This window comes from Mariniphaga anaerophila (genome assembly GCF_900129025.1).
GTDB lineage: Bacteria > Bacteroidota > Bacteroidia > Bacteroidales > Prolixibacteraceae > Mariniphaga > Mariniphaga anaerophila.
Genome location: NZ_FQUM01000005.1, coordinates 322,760 through 344,074 on the forward strand (window position 1 = coordinate 322,760; position 21,315 = coordinate 344,074).

Genomic DNA, 21,315 nt, shown 5'->3' on the forward strand with positions numbered 1-21,315 from the left:
ACCGTCAACACGGCCTCTCCAGCCACAGAAACATTAATATCAGCAGCAGTATTAAACGCCACAAAGTTCGATCAGAAAAAAAGAAGCATTTTTTTTTATACTCACTAAACCTTTTTTCGAGTATCGTGTTCTATTGTCAAGTTTAATTCAGAACACACAGAAGGTTTGGTTTTTGGTTTAGGTTTAGGTTGATTAGAGGAAAGGTCGGTTGATGAACCGACCTTTTTCTTTTTACCCCCTTTTAAATTTCTTCTGTTTTAACGTTTCATTATTCCGTAGCAAATAATCTTAAGAATAATATCTACGCTGCGCTCCAGGTTTACCGCGCCGTAGTTTCCGGCAGTCAGAGGCATTTCCAGCCCTTTAATAGCAGTTGTTATTCCGGTGGCAGCCAGGTTAAAATCATAAATCTCGAATTCATTTTTGCGCACGCCTTCAATCAAAATACGTTTGATCATTCTAACTTCGTCCTGTTCGTAACGGCGTTTTACTTCCTCAATAAATTCAATGGCCGTCACTTCACTTTCTATCGCGTGATAAAAATTGGCAAGGCTGCGAAAAGTGGTCAGCTTGGTAAGCACGTAATCGCGCAGTTTATCAATGGGATCGGTGTTTCGGTTTATCACAATTTCCAGCTCGTGCGCCAGAATCTCCACCTCTTTCATAATAACTGCCTGAAACAGATCTTCCTTACTGGCAAAATAATAGTAAAGCGAACTTTTTCCTTTTCGCACGGCATTGGCAATGTCGTCGAGTGTTGTTTTTTTGTATCCGTATTTACTGAATATTTCGCGTGCAATTTTCAGGATATTCTCCCGGTTATGATCTCTTTTTGTGCCATTTTCGATGTTGGTCTGCATTTTCAATTCCCTTTTTTGATGCATAAAAAATGTAAACAAATATAAATATTTATTTTACCCGAAACGCCTTTTTATTTATTGGTTCAAAAAAGCGACGGCCTCAAACAACCTCTAAAAACAGCACAACAAACTAATTTCAGCGCACTTACACTTGCTTATCTACATTTTTATCGTTGCTTCCTAATCTGAAATCCAACTGCTTTTTCTCGAGATTAGTGCGCCATATCTTTATCGGAATATCATCGCCCAACTGGTATTTTTTATGATTATGCCGGCCAACCAGTGCATAATTTTTTTCATCGAAAATGTAAAAATCGTCGTCCAGTTCACGAATAGGAATCATCCCCTCAATTTTGTTTTCCAACTCAACATAAATTCCCCAATCGGTAATTCCGGAAATAACTCCCGGGTATTCTTCGCCCACATGCCCCTGCATAAATTCCACCTGTTTGTATTTAATGGAAGCGCGCTCGGCGTTGGCAGCACGGGATTCCATGTCGGAAGAGTGCCTGCACAAATCTTCAAATTTTTGTTCGTTGGCAGAACGCCCGCCTTCCAGATATTTTTCCAGCAACCGGTGCACCATCATATCGGGATAACGACGGATAGGCGAAGTAAAATGGGTATAATAGTCAAACGCCAGCCCGTAGTGCCCAATATTCCGGGTAGAATACTCTGCTTTTGCCATGGTTCGGATTGCCAGCGTTTCAACCACATTTTGCTCCTTTCTCCCTTTCACGTGGGTCAGCAAATGGTTCATCGAGTTAGAAATGGCTTTTGCCGACTGAAGTTCGATTCCGTATCCAAAGCGGTGGATAAAAGAGTTAAACGACTCCAACTTGTCCGGGTCCGGCCTGTCGTGAATACGATAAACAAACGTTTTTGGCTTTTTCCGGCCTTCGGGTTTACCAATAAACTCGGCCACCTTTCGGTTTGCCAAAAGCATAAACTCCTCAATAAGCTGATTTGACTCTTTCGCCTCTTTGAAATAGACAGAAAGCGGCTTTCCGTCTTCATCGATATTGAACTTTATTTCTACTCTTTCAAAAGCGATAGCGCCGTTTTTAAACCGTTGTTCCCGTAGTTTCTTCGCCAGCTCGTTCAGTGTTAAAACTTCTGCGGAGAGCTCACCTTTCCCGGTTTCAATAATTTCCTGGGCATCTTCGTAGGCAAAACGTTTATCAGAATGAATTACGGTTTTACCGAACCATTCATTCACAACCCGGGCATCGTTTGTTAATTCAAAAATAGCAGAAAAACAAAGCTTGTCTTCGTTGGGCCGCAACGAACACACGCCGTTGGAAAGCCGCTCGGGCAACATAGGCACAACCCGGTCTACCAGGTAAACCGAAGTGGCCCGGCTTTGGGCTTCTGCCTCCATTAGCGAGTTGGGTGTTACATAATGGGTAACGTCTGCAATATGAACGCCCACTTCCCAATTGTTGTTTTCCAGTTTACGCAACGAAAGCGCATCATCAAAATCTTTAGCATCGGCAGGGTCGATTGTAAACGTAGTTACGTCCCTGCAGTCGCGCCTCTTTTTATACTCTTCCTCCGGAATTTCGAAGGGAATTTTCTCTGCTACTTTATCTACTTTTTCCGGAAATTTATGCGGCAGTTCAAACTCGGCTAAAATCGAATGCATCTCGGCATCGTTGTTTCCGGTATCGCCAAGCACCTCAATAATTTTTCCAAACGGACTACGGGCTTTTGGCGGCCACTCGGTAATTTCGGCGATGGCTTTCTGTCCGTCTTTTGCACCGTTCAGGTTTTCTTTAGCAATAAATATATCGAACCCGGCTTTCCCGGCCGGAACAAGGAATGCAAAATTCCGGGACATCTCCACGGTTCCTACAAAAATGGTTTTAGCCCGCTCAACAATTTCGGTAACTTCGCCTTCCAAATCATGCTTTTTCCGCCGCGCATACAAATGCAGCCGCACCTTATCGCCATCCATGGCATTTTTCAGGTTGCGGGATGAAACCAGAACCGGACGATCCATCTCATCGCTGTTTACATAAGCAAAACCTTGGGGCTGAAGTTCAACAATACCACACACTGTTCCGGTTTTAGCTTTCAGCCGGTATCTGCCGCGCGAAATTTGTTCGAGATATTCGTCGTCCTTCATCTCTTCGAGAACAACGTTAATAAGATGGCGCCCTTCGGTGTCTTTCACCCCAAGCCATGAAGATATTTGTCTGTAATTAACCACCCTGCCGGGCTCTTCGTATAATGCCGAAAGAATGGCATTTTTTAATTTTTTCTTATTGAATGTGACTGATTTTTTCAGTTTTCTGCTTTCTTTTTTCTTTTTCCTGACCATTGGTTTTTCATTAAAAAACAGTGCCAAGTTAACTTAAATCCTCCAAGTAGACCGAACTTTTCACTTTATCTTTTCTTAATTTTTCAAATCTGTCTTTGGTTTATTTAACAACACCTAACATGCATTGTTTGCAGGAATTTGTATGTTTGTGGTACGTTTTTTTTACCAATGAAAATACTTGACAAATTACCATATTTTATTGTGGCAGGATTTGCCTGGGTCGTGATTGTTTCGTCGTGTGCCAACCAGGGAATGCCCACCGGCGGCCCTAAAGACTCAATTCCTCCGGTATTGGTCGGGACTCAGCCCGAATACAAATCCCTCAATTTTAACGGGAAAGAAGTGCGACTAACCTTCGACGAGTTCATTATCCCCGATCAGGTTTCAGAAATGCTTGTTGTGTCGCCGCCACTGGAAAAACGCGTTACGATTCTTACCAAATCGAAAACGCTGATTGTAAAGTTTAACGAAGAATTGCAGGACAGCGTAACTTATTCGCTCGATTTTAAGAATTCGATTGTTGACAACAATGAAAGAAACCCATACGAAAGCCTGCGTTTTTCGTTTGCAACCGGCGACAGGCTCGACACGTTGAGAGTAGCGGGAAGAGTCGCAAACGGGTTCAATCTCAACCCGATTGAAAACACACTTGTTCTGCTTCACAAAAACCTGCACGATTCGGCAGTGTATACAGTAAAACCAAATTACATTGCCAAAACCGATGAAGAAGGACTGTTCCTTTTCGACAATATTGCATCCGGGAAGTACCATCTTTTTTCGTTTAACGACCTGAACAACGACATGCGTTACAACGAAGGAGCTGAAGAAATTGCATTTCACGACACGCTGGTAATTCCGTCGGCACACTTCCATGCTGAAGCCGATACAATGGCGTCGGGAGCAGATTCGCTGTTAATCGCGGGTCATGTCCATTTCTTGCCGCAACCCATTTACATGAAGCAATTCACCGAAGAGATATTTGACCAGTACCTGAAAAAATCCAAAAGAGATTCGCGTTACCAGGCCACTTTTGTTTTTAACGAGTCGGTTAGCGATTCCTTCGCCATTCAACTTGTTGACACGGTTGTTCCAGACTGGTATGTACTGGAGCCCAACCTGAAGTACGATTCGCTCACCATGTGGATTGCCGATACCACGCTGGCAAAAAGAGAGAACATCAGAATGGAGCTTTCTTATTTTCAGCTTGATTCTGCAATGCAGCTTTATGTAAAAAAGGACACTGTTGATATGCAGTTTGCGCCAAAAGAAGAAGACAAGAAAAAGAGAAGAAGATCGCGTGACGACGAAGAAGAGGAAGGCCCGCCACCAGTACCTCAGTTTAACTGGACAACCAACCTGAGCAGTTCTGCGTTCAATATAAACGAAGATATTTTGCTCACCTCGCCACACCCGATAAAATACATCGATCCGGCGGCCATATCTGTTTACCTTACGGAAGATACGCTTAAAAAAACGCTTCCGTTTAAATTTATTCAGGATTCGGTTGCGTGGAGAACTTACCGAATTGCGTTTCCCTGGGAAGGAGAAACCAGTTACACCCTTGAAATTGATTCGGCAGCATGTATTAACATTTACGGCATTTCGAGCAAAAAGCTGTCTTCATCTTTTAAAACCCGGCCCGATGATTATTATGGCACCATTAACCTGGAGCTAACCAATGTTGACGGACAGGTGCTGATTCAATTGCTGGAAAACAAAGACAGTGAAAAAGTATTGCAGGAAAAAATAACTTCAGAAAACGGCAAAGTAGTTTTCGAATACCTGCCTCCGGATAAATATAAAATAAAGGTAATTTTTGATAGCAACGGCGACGGAAAATGGACCACAGGTAGTTACCAGGATCGAAGCCAACCGGAAAGGGTAGCCTACATTAATGAAGTAATAAAAATTAGGTCGAACTTTGACACCAACCTGAACTGGGATTTGGACATTGCCCCTGATTTTAAAAAGGACATCAGAGACAGAGAGCTTGAAGAGCTACGCAGAAAAGAAGCCGAAGAAAAAGCGCGTAAAGAGAGCGAGCAAAAATTTAACACAGGCGAGCAACAAAACAACAACATGTTTCAGCCGGGCGGTTTATCTCCCACCCGAATGTAAAAAGCAACCAAAATAGAGAAGCGCCGGGGTATTTACGTTTTTTCTCAGATACATAAAGATCTGATTGATTGCAATTATAATTTTCTGTATGTTTGATTTCTGAGAAAATTTGTGGTATTTTTATGACCGTCAACAATTAATCGGGCTGCTATGCAAAAAACGAAGAATCCGCTTATTTACATTGTCCAGGATAGTGTTATTTACAGAGATTTGATAGTTGGTTACCTCAAGCAAAAAAAGTTCACTAATTTAAAAACATTCAAAACAGGAGAGGAGTGTCTGAAAGAGATTTTTCGTAAGCCCGACATCATTGTTTTAGACTACTCTTTCGACGGGATTACCGGCCTTGAACTGATGAAAAGAGTTCAGTTGGATCATCCTGAAATCGACTTTATATTTTTAAGTGGACAGAACGATGTGGAAGTGGCTGTAAACATAATGAAAATGGGCGCTGCCGACTACATCGAAAAAAATGAGAAAGCACCCCAAAACCTGCTGCACTCTATCGAATATATCGTGTCTTCAACACGATCAGAAAAAGTAAAAAAAGGGTTCCAGATTGGGGTTGTTGGTTTTTTCATTATGCTTTTTCTTACCATTATGATTATTATTTTAATGACCATCTTCCTGGAAGATTTCAAACTTTAACGGCTCTCTTCCTTTATTTTTCCCTAAATATTTTAACAACGGGTTTTAATCTTTTACGTTGTTTAACTACCTTGTGCGCTTCAATTCAAAAAGTGAAGAACAATGGGTTTTGTTTCGGTTATAAAAAAATACAATACAACATTCTGGGCGTCGAATGTTATTGAGCTGTTTGAACGTTGGGCCTGGTACGGTTTTTACATGGCATTTGCCCTTTATCTTGTCAATTCCAAAGACACTGGCGCACTCGGGCTCACCCAGGCACAAAAAGGGATAATTATGGGAACCGGTTCGATGTTGCTCTATTTTTTGCCCGTAATAACCGGAGCCATTGCCGACAAAGTAGGATACAAACGCATCCTCTTTCTGTCGTTTACCATCTACATCACCGGCTTTTACATGATTGGCAGCTTTGAAACTTTTGGCTGGATGTTTTTTGCGTTTATTTGGACATGTATCGGAGGAGCACTGTTTAAACCGATTATTTCGGCCATGGTTGCCCGAAACACGACAGAAGAAACCTCGTCAATCGGGTTTGGCATTTTCTATATGATGATTAACATTGGCGGGTTCATCGGCCCTTTTATTGCCGGTGTGTTGATGCAAAAATCTTGGGACTTTGTTTTCCACATGTCAATTATTGCAATGGCTGTTAACTATTTTGTAACGGCATTTTTCTTTCGCGAACCGGTTGTAAAAGAAGAGGGAGGCTCGTTGGGGAAAAGTATTGTTCAGGCTTTTGTTAATATCGGAATCACCCTTCGAAACTGGAAATATGTTTTATTTCTGATTATCATGGTTCTTTTCTGGACTGCATTCAACCAGTTGTATTATTCCTTCCCGGTTTTTGTTGACCAGTGGATTGATACTTCGGCACTTTACAACGGAATACATTCTGTCTGGCCATGGCTGGCAGAGGCAATCGGAACTCCGCAGGGAACAATTACAGCAGTTACACTTGGCAGTATGGATGCCTTTTTTATTATTGTTTTTCAGTTAGTTGTATCGGCATTTGTTATGCGTTTTCGCCCGCTGGCAGCAATGATGGGGGGGATTCTGGTTCTGGCCGGTGGCCTTGGCCTTATGTTTTCCAACCAAAGCAGTTGGCTTATTTTACTTGGCATTCTGGTATTTGCATTAGGAGAAATGGCCAGTTCGCCAAAATTTACCGAATACGTTGGACGCATTGCTCCGGAAGATAAAAAAGCGCTCTACATGGGAACTTCGTTTTTACCCATTGCTGCCGGACACCAGCTGGCAGGATGGCTGTCGGGAGGAGTTTACGAACGCATTGCCGACGATCTTTTTCTGCTGAAGAAGGAAGTGGCGCTAAGAGGAATCTCTCTGCCAGAAATCTCGGCCGAGTTTACAAAGAACGACTACATTGCAATGGCTGCTGAAAAAATGGGGATGACCGGACAGGAACTTACGAATTTTCTGTGGACCAACTACAATCCTTCAGATATTTGGATGGTTTATGCCGGCGTAGCTGTTATGGCTGTTGTTTTTCTGTGGATTTACGACCGGTTTGTTTTAGGGAAGTAGCAACAAACCTCCAGGGTTTGCTCACCCATGGTTCTCCGGCATAATTGATTCCCACGCGGGGAGAAGTGGCATACTCTAATTCTACCTCTGAATCCTCAATCCAGATTCGTTTCGACACAGACAGATTTTCGCCGTAAAACGATTTGTCGAGAAGAAGTTCTTTGCCAACTCTTCCGGGGCCTTCAATGTTTTCCAGCCCGCGAATCAGAACAGCAGACGCATCTTCTTTCCGCCCGGCTACAATATTAAGCATCCAATGAATTCCATAAACAAGGTAAACATAAACCAAGCCTCCTTCGCGAAACATCACTTCTGTTCGCGGTGTTTTCCCTTTGCTGGCGTGGCAGGCTAAATCGCCCTGCCCGTTATAAGCTTCAACCTCAGTAATCACATACCGCGTCAGATTTTCGTCGTCGAATTTCCGCACAAGAACTTTTCCCAGCAGGTCGGGAGCAACATCCAAAACACTACGCCGGAAAAAGGAGGCCGGCAGTCTTCTACTCATCTTCGCCATTGTCTTTCAACAACGCTTTACGTTTTCTGACTTGCACGCCTGCATATCCTAAAATAGCAAGGAGAAGCAGGAATGAACTGGCGTACGAAACTTTATTCCCGGTGTAATACGATTTCGGTTCAAACTTAAATTCGATAGTATGATTACCGGCCGGAACAACTAATGCACGCAGCACATAATTCACCCTGAAATGAGAAACCGGCTTTCCGTCGATATAAGCATTCCAGCCTTTATCATAATAGATGTCCGAGAAAACGGTAAACTGCTCGGTTGCCGCACTATAATTATATTTCAGATAGTTGGGCTGATATTCTGTCAATTCAATGCTCCCCGCCGCATCTTTAGCAACTGTAACTCCTTGCACATGTTGCATAAACCGTTGGTCAACAATAGCCGTTTGTTCGGGATTAAAGCTTTCCATGGCCTTGATTTCGTCATCGGCATTTCCAACCATCTTGAAATCTGAAACAAACCAGGCATTCCCCAGCGGATGCGGGTTGCGAATAGGCGCCTGTTTCAAATCAAAAATAATGTAACGGGCATTAAGCATGTTAATTACCGGCAGTTGACCGAACACCGAATCAATGGAAGAACCGGCCTGCAACCCGGCAACCATGCGCTGCATTTCGGGTTGAATATGATGCCCGATAAGTTCCTGATAACGGCGCAACTTAGCAGCGTGGTAACCGCCAATATCCTTGTGATAATACGAAGTGCGCGCATCCTGAAACGGATTTTGCAACGGAAGAACCCGGTAATACAAGTCCTTGTCTTGCAGAATTGCCTGATCAACCGGGGTAATGGGGAACGGGTTTTCAGCCTGACGACTTGGAACAAAATTATCGTTATTGAGATAACGCTTATCAACAGCCCACAAGTCCACGAGAATAAGAACGCCGACAACCGCAACCAACGGCACTGTTTTTATTTTTTTTGCTTGCCACAAATAGAGCGCTCCGGCAGCAAGTGCAATAAACAGGAATGAACGAAATGCATCGGCACGGAACATGCTCTTCCGGTCGGCAATTACACTATCCATCAGCCACTCGGGAAAACGCATGGCATCCGTTGCATTGGTAAAACTTCCTGAAATACCCGGCATTACAGCAAACAGCAAAGAAACTCCGCCTGTTATTACAAACGACCACTTGAGGCCATTAAGCCAGATTTTTTTGTCAACTTTCCCGGCAAGAATATCATTCAAGCCAATTATTCCGAGTAACGGAATGGTTAATTCAGCAATTACCAAAGTCATGCTTGGCGCCCTGAACTTATTGTAAAAAGGCAAATAATCGAGCAAAAAACTGGTGAGCCACATAATATTTCCTCCCCAGGAAAGCACGATTGAAATCACAGTGGCCGAAACCAACCACCATTTAATTCGCCCTTTTAATACAAAAAGCCCCAGTACAAAAAGGAAAATAACAATAGCACCCACGTACACCGGCCCGGAAGTACCCGGCTGGTCGCCGTGGTACATGCTCACTGCCTGAATGGTCTGCCGTGGATTTTGGACTCCCTGACTTTGTAAAGCCCGGAAACTTTCCGAATCGACTCCTGGATTTATCAGGCTGCCTCCCCCTTTAAAATTAGGGATAAGAAGCGTTAACGTCTCATCAATTCCGTAACTCCACTGCACTACATAATCTTTGTCGAGTCCGCTTGTTTTATTTTCACTATTTGAGGTAAGCTCCGATGGCCCGCGAATTGTCTCTTTAGAATATTCCCAGGATGTGTAAAGCCTCGAAAAGTTCATTCCAATGGCAATAACAGCTCCTGCCAGCAAAAACAACAATGACTTAAAAAAAGCAGGCAACATTTTCTCACGAATGGCAAAAATCAGTTCCACCAGCCCCAGCAGGGCAATCATTAAAAAGCCGTAGTACGTAATCTGAAGGTGACCCGACAGCAATTCCAGCGAAAAAGCCGCCGCAAACAGCAAAGTTCCGGCAACCGGCTTTCCCCTAAAAGCCAGCAATACTCCGGCAATTACCGGAGCCAGCCAGGCAATGGCATTGGCCTTCGACATGTGTCCGGCGCCAAGAATAATCAGAAAATATGAAGAAAAAGCGAATGCGATTGCGCCGGCGACACTCAGCCAGCGGTTCACTTTCAGACTTAAAAGCAGTACATAAAAACCAATCAAATAAAGAATTAGAAAAGAAGCCGTTGAAAAAATCTTTCGAATGGGCTTGGCAACATAACGCCCAAGGTTTCCAGGGTAAACCACAGAAATCATATACCCCGGCATTCCTCCGAACATACTGTTTGTCCAAACCGCCTCCTCGCCTGTTTTTTCACGATAATCGACCAGTTCTTTCGACATGCCTTTGTGGTGTTCAATATCATCCATACGAAGCACTTTCCCTTCGAGGAGAGGCGACAGGTATGCATAACTTAAAACAATAAAAAACAGGATAATTCCCAGATTAATTAAAATATTACGGAAGCCGTTTATCTTTGCCATAGAAATTGTTTTTCTTTAAAAATGGGTCAAACAAAAATAGGGATTAAAAAAAATCTGGCAGCATAAATGGGAATAATCATTAAACAAAGTATTAAAGGAAGTATCTGGTCGTATTTAGGCGTAGCAATCGGCTTTGTTACCACTGCTTACCTTTTCCCGAATTACCTGAGTACTGATACCATCGGACTGTTTGGATTGCTGCTGTCGTGGTCCCTGCTTTTTGCCCAATTCTCATCGCTGGGGTTTCATGGTGTAACTTCCCGGTTATTTCCTTATTTCAGAGATAAAAGCAAAGGACACAACGGATATCTCTTTATTGCTTTTGCTGTTATACTTGTCGGATTTCTGCTATTCTACATTTTCTTCGACTTTTTCAAACCCTACCTTGTTGAAAGCAATCTGGAAAAATCAAAAATGTTTTCAGACTACATCGATCTGCTGATTCCTCTAACCTTTTTCTCATTGTTATTTGTTCAACTCGACACGTTTAACAAGCTGTTATATAACGCTGTTTTCGGCATTTTTTTGCAGGAGTTTTTACAACGAATATTGATTTTCAGCATTACGCTACTCTTTGTACTAGGTGTTCTCAATCTTCATCAGCTCATTTTGGCCTACGCTGGTGCGGTTTGCATAAAAGGGATTGTACTGTTTTTTTACCTGCTAGCCAGAGGTGAAATCAACTTCAGGCCACAGTTGAACTTTATCTATCCTAAATTGCGAAAAGAGATGGTGAGTGTGGCAGCGTACAGCATCCTTTCGGGACTGGGCGGCAGCATTGTTTTCAACATCGATAAAATTCTGGTTAACCAAATGCTCGGGTTAAGCGCCACCGGTATTTACACCATTGCATTCTTTTTCGGAACGTTGGTCATTATTCCGTCGAGACCGCTTTTACGCATTACAGGAACACTAATTGCCGATGCATGGAAAAAAAATGACCTCAAATATATTAGCGATGTGTACAAGAAAAGTTGCCTGAACCAATTTATTATAGGCGCTTTCCTTTTTGGCGGACTTTGGATTAACATTGATAATATTCTCACTATTCTCGGGCCTGATTACGAAGGAGCCAAATGGGTAATTTTCTTTATTGGGCTGGCCTATTTAATTGACATGGCAACCGGAGCAAACGCACATATTATTGCATATTCAAAGTATTACAAAGTGGCGTTGTATTTCATTCTTATCCTTATTGTTCTGGTAGTCGCCAGTATGTTCTTTCTTATCAAAATCTGGGGAATAACAGGAGGTGCAATCGCAATAGCATTATCATTTGCCATTAACAATTTAATTCGATTCGTTTTTTTAAGAATAAAATTCAAACTTCAGCCATTCAACTACAAATTTTTACTGGTTTTTGCTGCTTTTTTCCCGGCGTACGTTGTAAGCGGGTTAATACCAGAACTGCCTCTTGTTTGGAATATTTTAGCAAAAAGTTGTGCTTTTAGCCTAGTATTCGGAGCAATTATTATTGGGCTAAACGTTTCTTCAGAAGCCAACCAAACGGTAAAAAAAGTAGTTGATTCATTGCTGTCCAAATTGAAATAATAAAACAATTTGTTAGCTCATACTTTGTTTTACCGTTTCCAGATTTGTTTTAAGGAAGCCAATAGATTTGTTTTTCTCTTCAGATAAAAGTTTCTCCACTTGCTGGTAGTCGATTCCTGCTTGTAATAATTTTTCATCCAACTGATTAACATCGAATATCAACCTGTTTGAGAGGTGAACCATTTTCAAAAGGTTTTCAAGGCGGGTAACTCCACGGTGTTTGTTTGCAAGGCAAATAAACTTCTTCTTAAATATGATTGAAAACACAGTACAGTGAAAAGAGTCGGTAACAACTATCTCAGCATGCTTGATGTTACTCAACCATGAATTCACACTTTTAAAAAGAAAAAATCCTTTTTTGGGAACCAACTTCTTCCCGTTAATACGGACGAATTTTAAATGATGATTTGCTGCTGTTTCTTTAAAAAAAGCTTCTTTCTCTTTAGAATCATCCAGAAACATGTAAACCAACGCCGGCTTTTCAGAACTTCTGACTGTCTTCTTATCTGCCAGCTCATGAAAAAATTTCGGTTCTAAAAGCAGGGTAGGATCCAAAACACAAACGGATTCAACGCCAAAGACATTTCTACAAATCTCCACACCGGTTTCTTCGCGAACAGAAATTGCACTAAACCTCCCAACCAGAGTTTTAATCTCCCGGGTAACCTCATCTCCGGCTTCCCAGTAATCAACCCCAAAACTTGCAGCATACGCAATTTTGGCCTTCTGGTCGTCTACAAAATCCAGGTAATACCTAAACATCGACTGGGCGTCTCGCCTGAACCTCCAAACCTGATCACTACCCACAATAAACACATCCAAACTTTCATTAAGCTGCTTTAATTCACTTAAGGTATTTGTCTTTTGAAGAATCCCGGGAATATATTTTTTTCTGAACTTTCTAAACTCAGTTCCTAACATTGCAACTACTCCTGCCGCAACTCTTTTTCGGAACGTTGTTGGCTCCGGCGCGTAATTAATAATATGCGACTCATAACCCATTGTTTCTATAAGCTTATAAATGGAGAACGCCTGTAGAACAGCACCATAATTGTAATTAGAATGGTGAAAAGTAAGAATTCCAACTTTCATTGAGGCCTATTTAGTTTTAATTTGTTCAGTGCAGCTTTTTTGTAATGGTAAAATGCAGTTGCAAGTTTTAGCTTTTTTAAAGGGAAACTCATTTTCTCATCAAAAATGGATGCATTGGAATATTTTTCCCACAAGACTAAACTCTTTTTGCGTGTATTCATCCGGAGTTTCTGAACTATTTTAAAATCAAACGAGACTTTTTCCTGATCGAACCTTTTGGGGGCAACCATCACCCCATTTTTTTGCGCACTTCTCATACGAAAAGAAAGCCCCGTGTGCCTATGATTAAAACTACCTTTCTGTGAAAGCAAAAGACTTTCAATATTTAGGTTCTCCAAACTCAGTTTCCCTTGTTGAATACCCTGAACCATAAGACCATCTGCAAAGTGGGAGCGGGTAATTACAAGGTTTGTTCCTTTTCCGTCCAGGTGGTATGGTTTTATCCAGGCATCACCTAACGAAATATCTGCCAATTCACAAGTAACGTCATCACAAAAATCGCAGGCATTTGACTTGAAAAGACCGGTTCCCCACATATCACCAACGGTCTTCATTCGAATCGTTTTATGTGCGTGTGTTTTCACATCGTCACAACCGAAGGAATAGTCTCCGGCGCTGGTTTCAACATTTTTTATTCTATACTGTGGCTGCTGAAACCCGTGAGAAGCGCCTGCTTTTTGCGCCAGATATTCGGTATAAAAACGGCTTTTCAATCCGCCGCAAATTATACCAATCAAAAACGGAATTTTTTCTTTTAAAACAGGGTTTTTGTATTGAGACAAACGAATTGCTTTTACAAAACAAGCCACCCCAACAATTGCCACTTTCCCTTCGAGCTTGTCAAGTTCAGAAAAAATTGTTCCGAGAGTAACCGGATAATATCTTGTTTTTGAAGAAGCGGCAATCTCCTTTTTACTACTGCTAACTGCATATTCGTAGTACCTGCCTTCCGACTGCGATTCTTTAACGGAAAGAATATGATCAACATACCCCTGCTCCAATAACTCAGAACAAACATATGTTGCAAGACCGCCTGAAGATGACGAAAGCCGGTATTCGTTTGCATACCCGGCATAAATTCCCTTATACTTTCCGACTTTCGCATGATGATGAATATCTTCTGCCAAAAACTTTTCGGCAAGCTCATCTTCTGTTTTAACTCCCTCTTCCGGAACAGGATTAAATGGACAAACAGTTAAGCACCTGCCATTGTCATCGCATTCGCCAACCACTTTTGGAACCAGAAAGCCGGATTCATTCCAGCTCATCTCTATTGCTTTGGACGGACATTCAAAAACACAAAGTCCGCATCCGGTACACATTTCATGGTTCACAACCTTTTCAACGACTTTCGGAATATTAGCCATTTATAAATTTATATTTTTTGCTTTTTTCAGCCTTTCGAACTGAATGCCGTACACAAACAAAGATATAAGAATTAAAAGTTTCTGCCGAGGGATTTACAAAAGAGCAATAATACCGGATTTATTTCTGCTCAGAAATCTGTAGTTTTCCCACCATAGAAAGCGGATTTTTCCAATCGTAAACCACCATAAAAGAATAAAACCCGTATTCCGGAGAAATGAATTCACTATTGGGCTTTATTGTATTTATAGCTTTCCATTTGGCATTGGCCAGAGCTTTCTCTGTATGCGCAGATTTATAGAAAATAACAGTTTTTTCAGTGTTGAATACAGGAAGGGAAACCATATACTTCTCCCCCTCTTTTAACCTCATTCCCGGAAATGTGCTATGCGCAAAAAAAGGCTTCTTACTACGCGAGGTATCAAAAAAATCAGTTTGCAAAACAGCCAGGCTAAACGGCTTTCTGTTTTCAACTTTCAGTGCAATCTCAGAAATACTCATCTTTGGAAAAACCAAATAAAGTTCATTGTTATTAAAGAATTTGGTTACTCCAATTGTATCATTTTCAGAGATCCCCCGTGCAGCCCTTCTATGCAGCGTCACTTTATATTCTTTTATTTCACTGTCATTAAAAGTCATTTTAACATAATCGGCACTATCGGAAACAGACGACAAAAACAGGATATATGACAGCTTTGATCTTTCTTTTGTCCTAATGTCCTTCCCTTTGCAAAATCTCCGAATATCCTTTTTTGATTTCAGTTGTAAAACCTCCAACGAATCAGGCATGCGGTTTTGCGCTGGTTTCATTGAAACAGAAAACAAAGAATCGTTCATTTTCTCTGCTTTTTCCGAATTGTAACGATTTACAAACTTTATCTGATCTGCCTTTCTGTTTGCCATCCTACCAGAAAGCATAACTGACCAAATCCTCATCTGATAATCAAAAATGGGCTCCTGAAACATCTCATACAAATGCTTCATCTCATAAATCTGATACCACATATAGTTATCAGCTAACGATCTTCTACTTCTATCGTAATAGCTCCACTTTGACGTATCATAAAGCTCCAAACTTTTTAACATACACTCATAAGCTTCCTCAAAAACTTGCTTGGCAACACTATCTTCGGGAAAGAAGGCGCAATATTCGTATAACCCTATTAAACCATTAATAAATCCGTTTAACACGTGTTTCGATTTCTTTGAATTGGGATACTCCTCTATCCAAGTACACCCTTCTTCTGTGGTTGAGATGGAACCTCCTTCCTCCTGTGGTGCTAAAAGGACAAAGGCTATTTTTTTTATAACCGGCAAAATTGTTTCATCGTGTGTTAGTTGATAATACCTTAGCAGGTAACTTATTGCAAATCCCTGCGTCATGCCGGAGTACCAAGGCGCTTCCAAATCCCAGAATTTAAAATTATACGGCAGCCCAATTCCTTTTCCTTGAAATAATGAATGTACTTTTCTATCGTCTTTAAAATAATCAGCCTGGGTTACACACTTATAAAAATACGCACTATCTCGCGTGTCTTCGAATTTGTAGTAGGCCAGTAATCCAAAACGGGCAATCGACAGCGGATGATATTCCTTATCGGATAAAATAATCCCTTTCTTATCAAATGTTCGCGATGATTCAAACTCTTCAATACTAACCCGGTCTGCCTGGCAGCTATAACGAAATAACTTTTGCGCATGTGCTGTTTCGGTTACAAGCAGAATAAGGGCACTTATTACAAGCATGTAATTCTTTTTGAATGAAGATGCTAACGTCATTACTCAATTTTTATTAGTTGATTCACAACACCTAGCAAACGTTTTTTCCTCGCTTCAAAAAGGAAGGGCTTCAATGCCACCTTAAACAAATCGGAACTAACGGGAGTGTTATTTTGAATGACTTTCTCAATTGTTCCGGATATTTCAGACAGATCTCTTTTTACGACAATGCCGTAGCCTTTAACTATTTCCGGCATACCGCCAACATTTGTCACCAAAGGGAAACACCCCTGATTCATGGCTTCTACAATAGCAACACCAAACGATTCGGAACGTGATAACTGGCAGTATATTTTTGCTTCTTTATAATAATCATTCAATGCACCATGATTTACCGGCTCTGCAACGTGCAAATTAGCAGGCGAATTGCCTAACAGCGCATCCTTAACACGCTTTTCAGCACCTACTATTACAAACTTGTATTGAGGCAAAAGCGCTGCTAATCCAACAAACGTGTCAATGCCTTTTAGATAGTAAGTACGCTCAGAATCAATCAACCCAACAGTCAAAATCAAATCTTTCTTTTTTTCTGAAGAGCCAGAAACCGGCAAATTCACGCAATTGTACAGTAATTTCCGGGTTGACTTTTTTGCAATCCATTTTACTTTTCTATCCACAAAACTTGAAACAGTAAGGTTAAGAGAACAGTTATTCATTGAAAAAATAGCGCAGAATCCCCGTAACCGATTAGAAAAGACCCCGTAGTTTTGTTCAGGAATCCGTGCTACATCATAACCTCCAATCACAACAATTGACTTTTTCTTCAATACTTTTGCAAACAGTACCGGGAGGAAAGAATGAAGATCGGCAAACCAAATAAAAACGGCATCAAACTTCCAAATATTAAAAAGGAAAAAAACAAATTGCCGCGCCATCTGAACTGCAGTTTTCAAAAGTCCTTTTTGTGGCTTAAACCCGTATTTGACAACCTCATATTTTTCAGACAAAATATTAAAATCCGTTCTAACAAATGTCGAAAAGGTTGTGTAAACAAACAGTATATTTTTTTTGCCCTCCATATTAATACTCAAAAATAGTACTTTTGATAATCTTTGAAATAAAGTTCTGAATTTATGCCAAAAATTCTTACCATAGTAGGCGCGCGGCCGCAATTCGTAAAAGCAGCAGCCCTCAGCCGCGCGCTAAAAAAATATAATCTGGATGAAGTGCTCGTGCATACCGGCCAGCATTTCGACGAAAACATGGCCGAAATTTTCTTCCGGCAAATGGAAATCCCCAAGCCTAAATACAATTTGGGCATCCATTCGCTTAGCCACGGGGCAATGACCGGCCGCATGCTGGAAGAAACAGAAAAAGTGATGGTAGCCGAAAAACCCTCTGCAGTTGTGGTTTTCGGAGACACCAACTCCACGCTGGCAGGTGCGCTGGCCGCTGCTAAACTTCATATTCCGGTGGCACATGTAGAGGCCGGACTGCGAAGTTTCAACATGAAAATGCCTGAAGAAATCAACCGCATTTTAACCGACCGAATCTCCAGTTGGCTGTTTTGCCCCACCGAAACGGCTGTGAACAATCTGCATCGGGAGGGATTTGAAAACTTCGACGCAAAAATTGAAAACATCGGCGATGTGATGTACGATGTTGCCCTCTATTACAGCCGGATTTCAAGTAACCGCGCCACTGTTTTCAACACGCTCGAGCGGAATTCAAAACCACTGATACTGGCTACGCTTCACCGGCAGGAAAATACCGATGATTTGAATCGTCTAAGAGCAATTACCGAAGCATTGAACGAATTGAGCAATCAATACCAAATTGTGCTTCCGCTTCATCCACGGACAAAAAAAATACTGGAACGCGAAAACATCAAACTCAGCTTCGAGCCGGTGGAACCGGTGGGGTATTTTGACATGATAGAGTTTTTGAAGCACTGCGCATTTGTGGTTACCGACAGCGGCGGACTGCAAAAGGAGTCCTTCTTTTTTGAGAGACAGTGTTTGGTTACCCGCGATGAAACCGAGTGGACTGAATTGGTTGATTTGGGATACAATCATTTGGTAGGTGCTGAAAAAAACAAAATTCTCGAAAAAGCAACCGAACTGCAAAACTCCATCCTGAATTTTGCAGAGAAACCATACGGTAACGGCAATGCAGCAGAGAAGGTTGCATCGTTTCTAAAAGAAATGTAGCCGTAAAAAGACAGGAAGGCCGGGGAAAAGTTAATTTTGCAAATCAAAATATTCAGCGCCTCTGCGCTAAAAAAGATGTTATGAACAAAATTCACATGTGCGACACCTACGGGCAGTACCTCACCATGAAAGAGGAAATTGACACTGCCATGCAGGAAGTTATAAAATCAACCCAATTTATAAAAAGCGGAAAAGTTCTCGAATTTGAAACCGAACTTTCCGAATACCTGAACACCAACGTAATCACCTGCGGAAACGGCACCGATGCCCTTCAAATTGCTTTTATGGCGCTGGGGCTGCAGCCGGGAGACGAAGTTATTACTACGCCGTTTACCTTTATTGCAACAGTTGAAGTACTTGTATTGCTGGGACTGAAGCCCGTTTTTGCAGATGTACATCCCGGCACATTTAATTTAAATGAAGCGGAAGTTGAAAAGGCCATCACCAAAAAAACCAAAGCGATTCTTCCGGTACACCTTTTCGGGCAATGCGCTCACCTGGAGCCCATGCTGGAACTGGCAAAAAAACACAACCTTTTTCTGATTGAAGATGCTTGCCAGGCACTGGGAACCGAATACATTTTCGATAACGGGTCTAAAAAGAAAGCCGGAACCGTGGGACACATCGGATGCAACTCTTTTTTTCCGTCGAAAAACCTGGGCGCGTTTGGAGATGGCGGCGCTGTTTTTACCGACAATGAACAGCTTGCTGCCACAGTTCGTTCCATTGCCAACCATGGCATGAAAGCAAAATACCAGTACGAAAGAATAGGTGTTAACTCAAGGTTGGATAGTATTCAGGCAGCCATATTAAGTGTAAAACTAAAGCATTTCGCACGGCATATTAAAGCACGGCAGCAGGCAGCCACCTGGTACGACGAGCATCTGACCGGAGTTAAAGAAATCAGGTTGCCTGAAAGAACAACATACAGCACACACACTTTTCACCAATACACCATCCAAACCGAACAGAGAGACGAATTGCAACAGTTTCTGAAAGAAAAAGAAATACCGGCAATGGTTTATTACCCGGGAGTTATTCACCTGCAGGAAGCCTACAAATTTCTGGGGCACAAAAAGGGCGACTTTCCGGTGGCCGAAAAGCTGGCAAAAACAGTACTTTCGCTGCCTATGCACACCGAATTAACCGGCAGGCAACTGCTGCACATTACTGATTCAATTAAAGAATTCTTCAAAAAATAGTTTCAATACCTGCCAATTTATCAAAAGCAAAAACCAATAAAAAGGAAGGAAATACAAACATGAACAATACATTTATCCACGAAACTGCGGTTGTTGACCAAGGCGCTCAAATTGGAGAAGGCACAAAAATCTGGCATTTTTGCCACGTTATGGGAACGGCAGAAACAGGCAAAAACTGTATTTTGGGACAAAACGTTTTTCTGGGAAACAAAACTGTTTTGGGGAATAATGTAAAGGTTCAAAACAATGTTTCTGTATACGAAGGTGTGGTTTGCGAAGATGATGTATTTCTCGGCCCGTCCATGGTTTTCACCAATGTTATTAATCCGCGCAGCGCTGTTAACCGAAAAGAGGAGTTTAAAACCACTCTCGTAAAAAAAGGTACAACCATTGGCGCCAATGCTACCATTGTTTGCGGAACCACTCTCGGCGAATATTGCTTTGTTGGCGCAGGTGCTGTTGTTACAAAAGACGTAAAACCTTTTGCATTGATGGTTGGTGTTCCTGCCCGGCAAAAAGGTTGGGTAAGCAAGTCGGGAGCAATTCTGGGCGACGACCTCATCTGCCCCGAAACCGGCGAGAAATATAGTTTAACCAACGGATTTTTAAGACCTTTATAAAAAACAAAGCGCAGCTAAAAAATAAGAAACGAACATGAATTTTCTTCATTCAAAAATCACAAAAAGGGATGACTAAAATTTAGGTAAGTTCCTGAATGTCTTCAATTTTTTGCGACATTCAGAAATAAAAAAAATTTTACAGATGAAACGATTTGCATTAATAGGTTCGGCAGGTTACATTGCCGACCGCCATATGAAAGCAATAAAAGAAACCGGAAACGATCTGGTTTGTGCTACCGACAGGTTCGACGTAATGGGCAGAATTGACAGCTATTTTCCGGATGCTCAATTTTTCCTCGAAATTGAGAACCTCGACAAATACATGGACGACATCCGCCGGCAGGGAAATCCCATTGACTACGTGAGCATTTGCACGCCAAACTACATGCACCCTTCGCATATTCGGTTTGCTTTGCGAAACGGCGCAAATGCCATTTGCGAAAAACCGCTGGTTATTTACCCTGAAGACATGCACATTATTAAAGATATTGAAGCCGAAACCGGAAAACGGGTTTTCACTGTTCTGCAACTCCGCTACCACCCCACCATTCTGGCACTCAAAAAAGAGATTGACAAAGCCGGAGACAAAATGTACGACATTGATTTAAGCTACATAACCACACGCGGAAACTGGTACCTGAAAAGCTGGAAAGGCGATGTGAAAAAATCGGGCGGCGTGGCAACCAACATCGGCATTCACTTTTTCGACATGATTACCTGGATTTTCGGAGGGGTCAAAGAAAACATCGTTCATCACTACGATGCACACAAAGCTGCCGGCTTTCTTCAGCTTGAAAAAGCCAGAGTAAGATGGTTCCTCAGCCTCGATTACTCCGACCTTCCGCCCCAGGCAACGGAAAAAGGAATGCGCACTTACCGCTCCATTACAGTTGACGGCAAAGAAATAGAGTTCAGCGGGGGCTTTACCGACCTGCATACTGTGACTTACCAAAATATTCTGAATGGCAACGGCTTTGGGATTGACGATGCGCGTGAAAGCATTGAATTAACAGACTATGTAAGGAATGCAGTGCCGCTTGGATTAAAAGGCGATTACCATCCGTTTCTGAAAAAAGCCTGAAAC

At 41.9% G+C, this 21,315-nt stretch carries 16 protein-coding genes; 8 read left to right on the plus strand and 8 right to left on the minus strand.

Annotated features, from left to right (window positions below; genetic code table 11):
• Positions 1-257: 257 nt before the first annotated feature.
• Positions 258-860, minus strand: coding sequence for a TetR/AcrR family transcriptional regulator (locus tag BUB08_RS12290; RefSeq protein ID WP_073002283.1), 603 nt, complete (start codon positions 858-860; stop codon positions 258-260).
• 145 nt (positions 861-1,005) lie between these two features.
• Complete coding sequence (gene rnr, locus BUB08_RS12295) at positions 1,006-3,183, minus strand: ribonuclease R (protein WP_073002164.1); 2,178 nt, start codon at positions 3,181-3,183, stop codon at positions 1,006-1,008.
• 168 nt (positions 3,184-3,351) lie between these two features.
• Between rnr and BUB08_RS12300 the strand changes: the two genes are divergently transcribed.
• The 3 genes from BUB08_RS12300 to BUB08_RS12310 all read left to right on the plus strand — a co-directional run bounded on the left by BUB08_RS12300 (position 3,352) and on the right by BUB08_RS12310 (position 7,491).
• Positions 3,352-5,301: an Ig-like domain-containing protein gene (locus BUB08_RS12300; protein ID WP_073002165.1), complete on the plus strand. Its 1,950-nt coding sequence runs from the start codon at positions 3,352-3,354 to the stop codon at positions 5,299-5,301.
• A 150-nt stretch (positions 5,302-5,451) separates the two neighbouring features.
• A complete protein-coding gene (locus BUB08_RS12305) occupies positions 5,452-5,949 on the plus strand; it encodes a response regulator (RefSeq protein WP_073002166.1) in 498 nt (165 codons plus the stop codon).
• 102 nt (positions 5,950-6,051) lie between these two features.
• Entirely contained in the window at positions 6,052-7,491 is a 1,440-nt protein-coding gene (locus tag BUB08_RS12310; RefSeq protein WP_073002167.1) for an MFS transporter, read from the plus strand.
• Here the strand turns inward: BUB08_RS12310 and BUB08_RS12315 are convergent.
• Together BUB08_RS12315 and BUB08_RS12320 are read right to left on the minus strand one after the other, a co-directional pair.
• Complete coding sequence (locus BUB08_RS12315) at positions 7,439-7,996, minus strand: DNA-3-methyladenine glycosylase (RefSeq protein ID WP_073002168.1); 558 nt, start codon at positions 7,994-7,996, stop codon at positions 7,439-7,441. The two genes, BUB08_RS12310 and BUB08_RS12315, sit on opposite strands and share 53 nt — an antisense overlap.
• Entirely contained in the window at positions 7,989-10,472 is a 2,484-nt protein-coding gene (locus tag BUB08_RS12320; protein WP_083570745.1) for a YfhO family protein, read from the minus strand. The genes BUB08_RS12315 and BUB08_RS12320 overlap by 8 nt, the downstream gene beginning before the upstream one ends.
• A 66-nt stretch (positions 10,473-10,538) precedes the next feature.
• Between BUB08_RS12320 and BUB08_RS12325 the strand changes: the two genes are divergently transcribed.
• Positions 10,539-12,023, plus strand: coding sequence for a lipopolysaccharide biosynthesis protein (locus tag BUB08_RS12325; protein WP_073002169.1), 1,485 nt, complete (start codon positions 10,539-10,541; stop codon positions 12,021-12,023).
• Between the two features lie 12 nt (positions 12,024-12,035).
• Here the strand turns inward: BUB08_RS12325 and BUB08_RS12330 are convergent, their stop codons facing one another.
• The 4 genes from BUB08_RS12330 to BUB08_RS12345 form a co-directional block, all read right to left on the minus strand.
• Positions 12,036-13,115, minus strand: a complete 1,080-nt coding sequence (locus BUB08_RS12330) for a polysaccharide pyruvyl transferase family protein (protein ID WP_073002170.1) — start codon at positions 13,113-13,115, stop codon at positions 12,036-12,038.
• Positions 13,112-14,482, minus strand: coding sequence for a Coenzyme F420 hydrogenase/dehydrogenase, beta subunit C-terminal domain (locus BUB08_RS12335; RefSeq protein WP_073002171.1), 1,371 nt, complete (start codon positions 14,480-14,482; stop codon positions 13,112-13,114). Before BUB08_RS12335 ends, BUB08_RS12330 begins: the two co-directional genes overlap by 4 nt.
• Before the next feature lie 118 nt (positions 14,483-14,600).
• Entirely contained in the window at positions 14,601-16,259 is a 1,659-nt protein-coding gene (locus BUB08_RS12340; RefSeq protein WP_073002172.1) for a D-glucuronyl C5-epimerase family protein, read from the minus strand.
• Complete coding sequence (locus tag BUB08_RS12345; protein WP_175550000.1) at positions 16,259-17,134, minus strand: glycosyltransferase family 4 protein; 876 nt, start codon at positions 17,132-17,134, stop codon at positions 16,259-16,261. Before BUB08_RS12345 ends, BUB08_RS12340 begins: the two co-directional genes overlap by 1 nt.
• A 198-nt stretch (positions 17,135-17,332) precedes the next feature.
• On the opposite strand from BUB08_RS12345, the gene wecB reads away from it, so the two are divergent.
• From wecB to BUB08_RS12365, 4 genes are all read left to right on the plus strand, one after another.
• Positions 17,333-18,409 (plus strand): non-hydrolyzing UDP-N-acetylglucosamine 2-epimerase, encoded by a 1,077-nt coding sequence (gene wecB / locus BUB08_RS12350; RefSeq protein ID WP_073002174.1) that lies wholly within the window; start codon positions 17,333-17,335, stop codon positions 18,407-18,409.
• An 80-nt stretch (positions 18,410-18,489) separates the two neighbouring features.
• Positions 18,490-19,611, plus strand: a complete 1,122-nt coding sequence (locus tag BUB08_RS12355; RefSeq protein WP_073002175.1) for a DegT/DnrJ/EryC1/StrS family aminotransferase — start codon at positions 18,490-18,492, stop codon at positions 19,609-19,611.
• 59 nt (positions 19,612-19,670) lie between these two features.
• Complete coding sequence (locus tag BUB08_RS12360) at positions 19,671-20,231, plus strand: acyltransferase (protein ID WP_073002176.1); 561 nt, start codon at positions 19,671-19,673, stop codon at positions 20,229-20,231.
• A gap of 142 nt (positions 20,232-20,373) precedes the next feature.
• Entirely contained in the window at positions 20,374-21,312 is a 939-nt protein-coding gene (locus tag BUB08_RS12365; RefSeq protein ID WP_073002177.1) for a Gfo/Idh/MocA family oxidoreductase, read from the plus strand.
• Positions 21,313-21,315 lie beyond the last annotated feature (3 nt).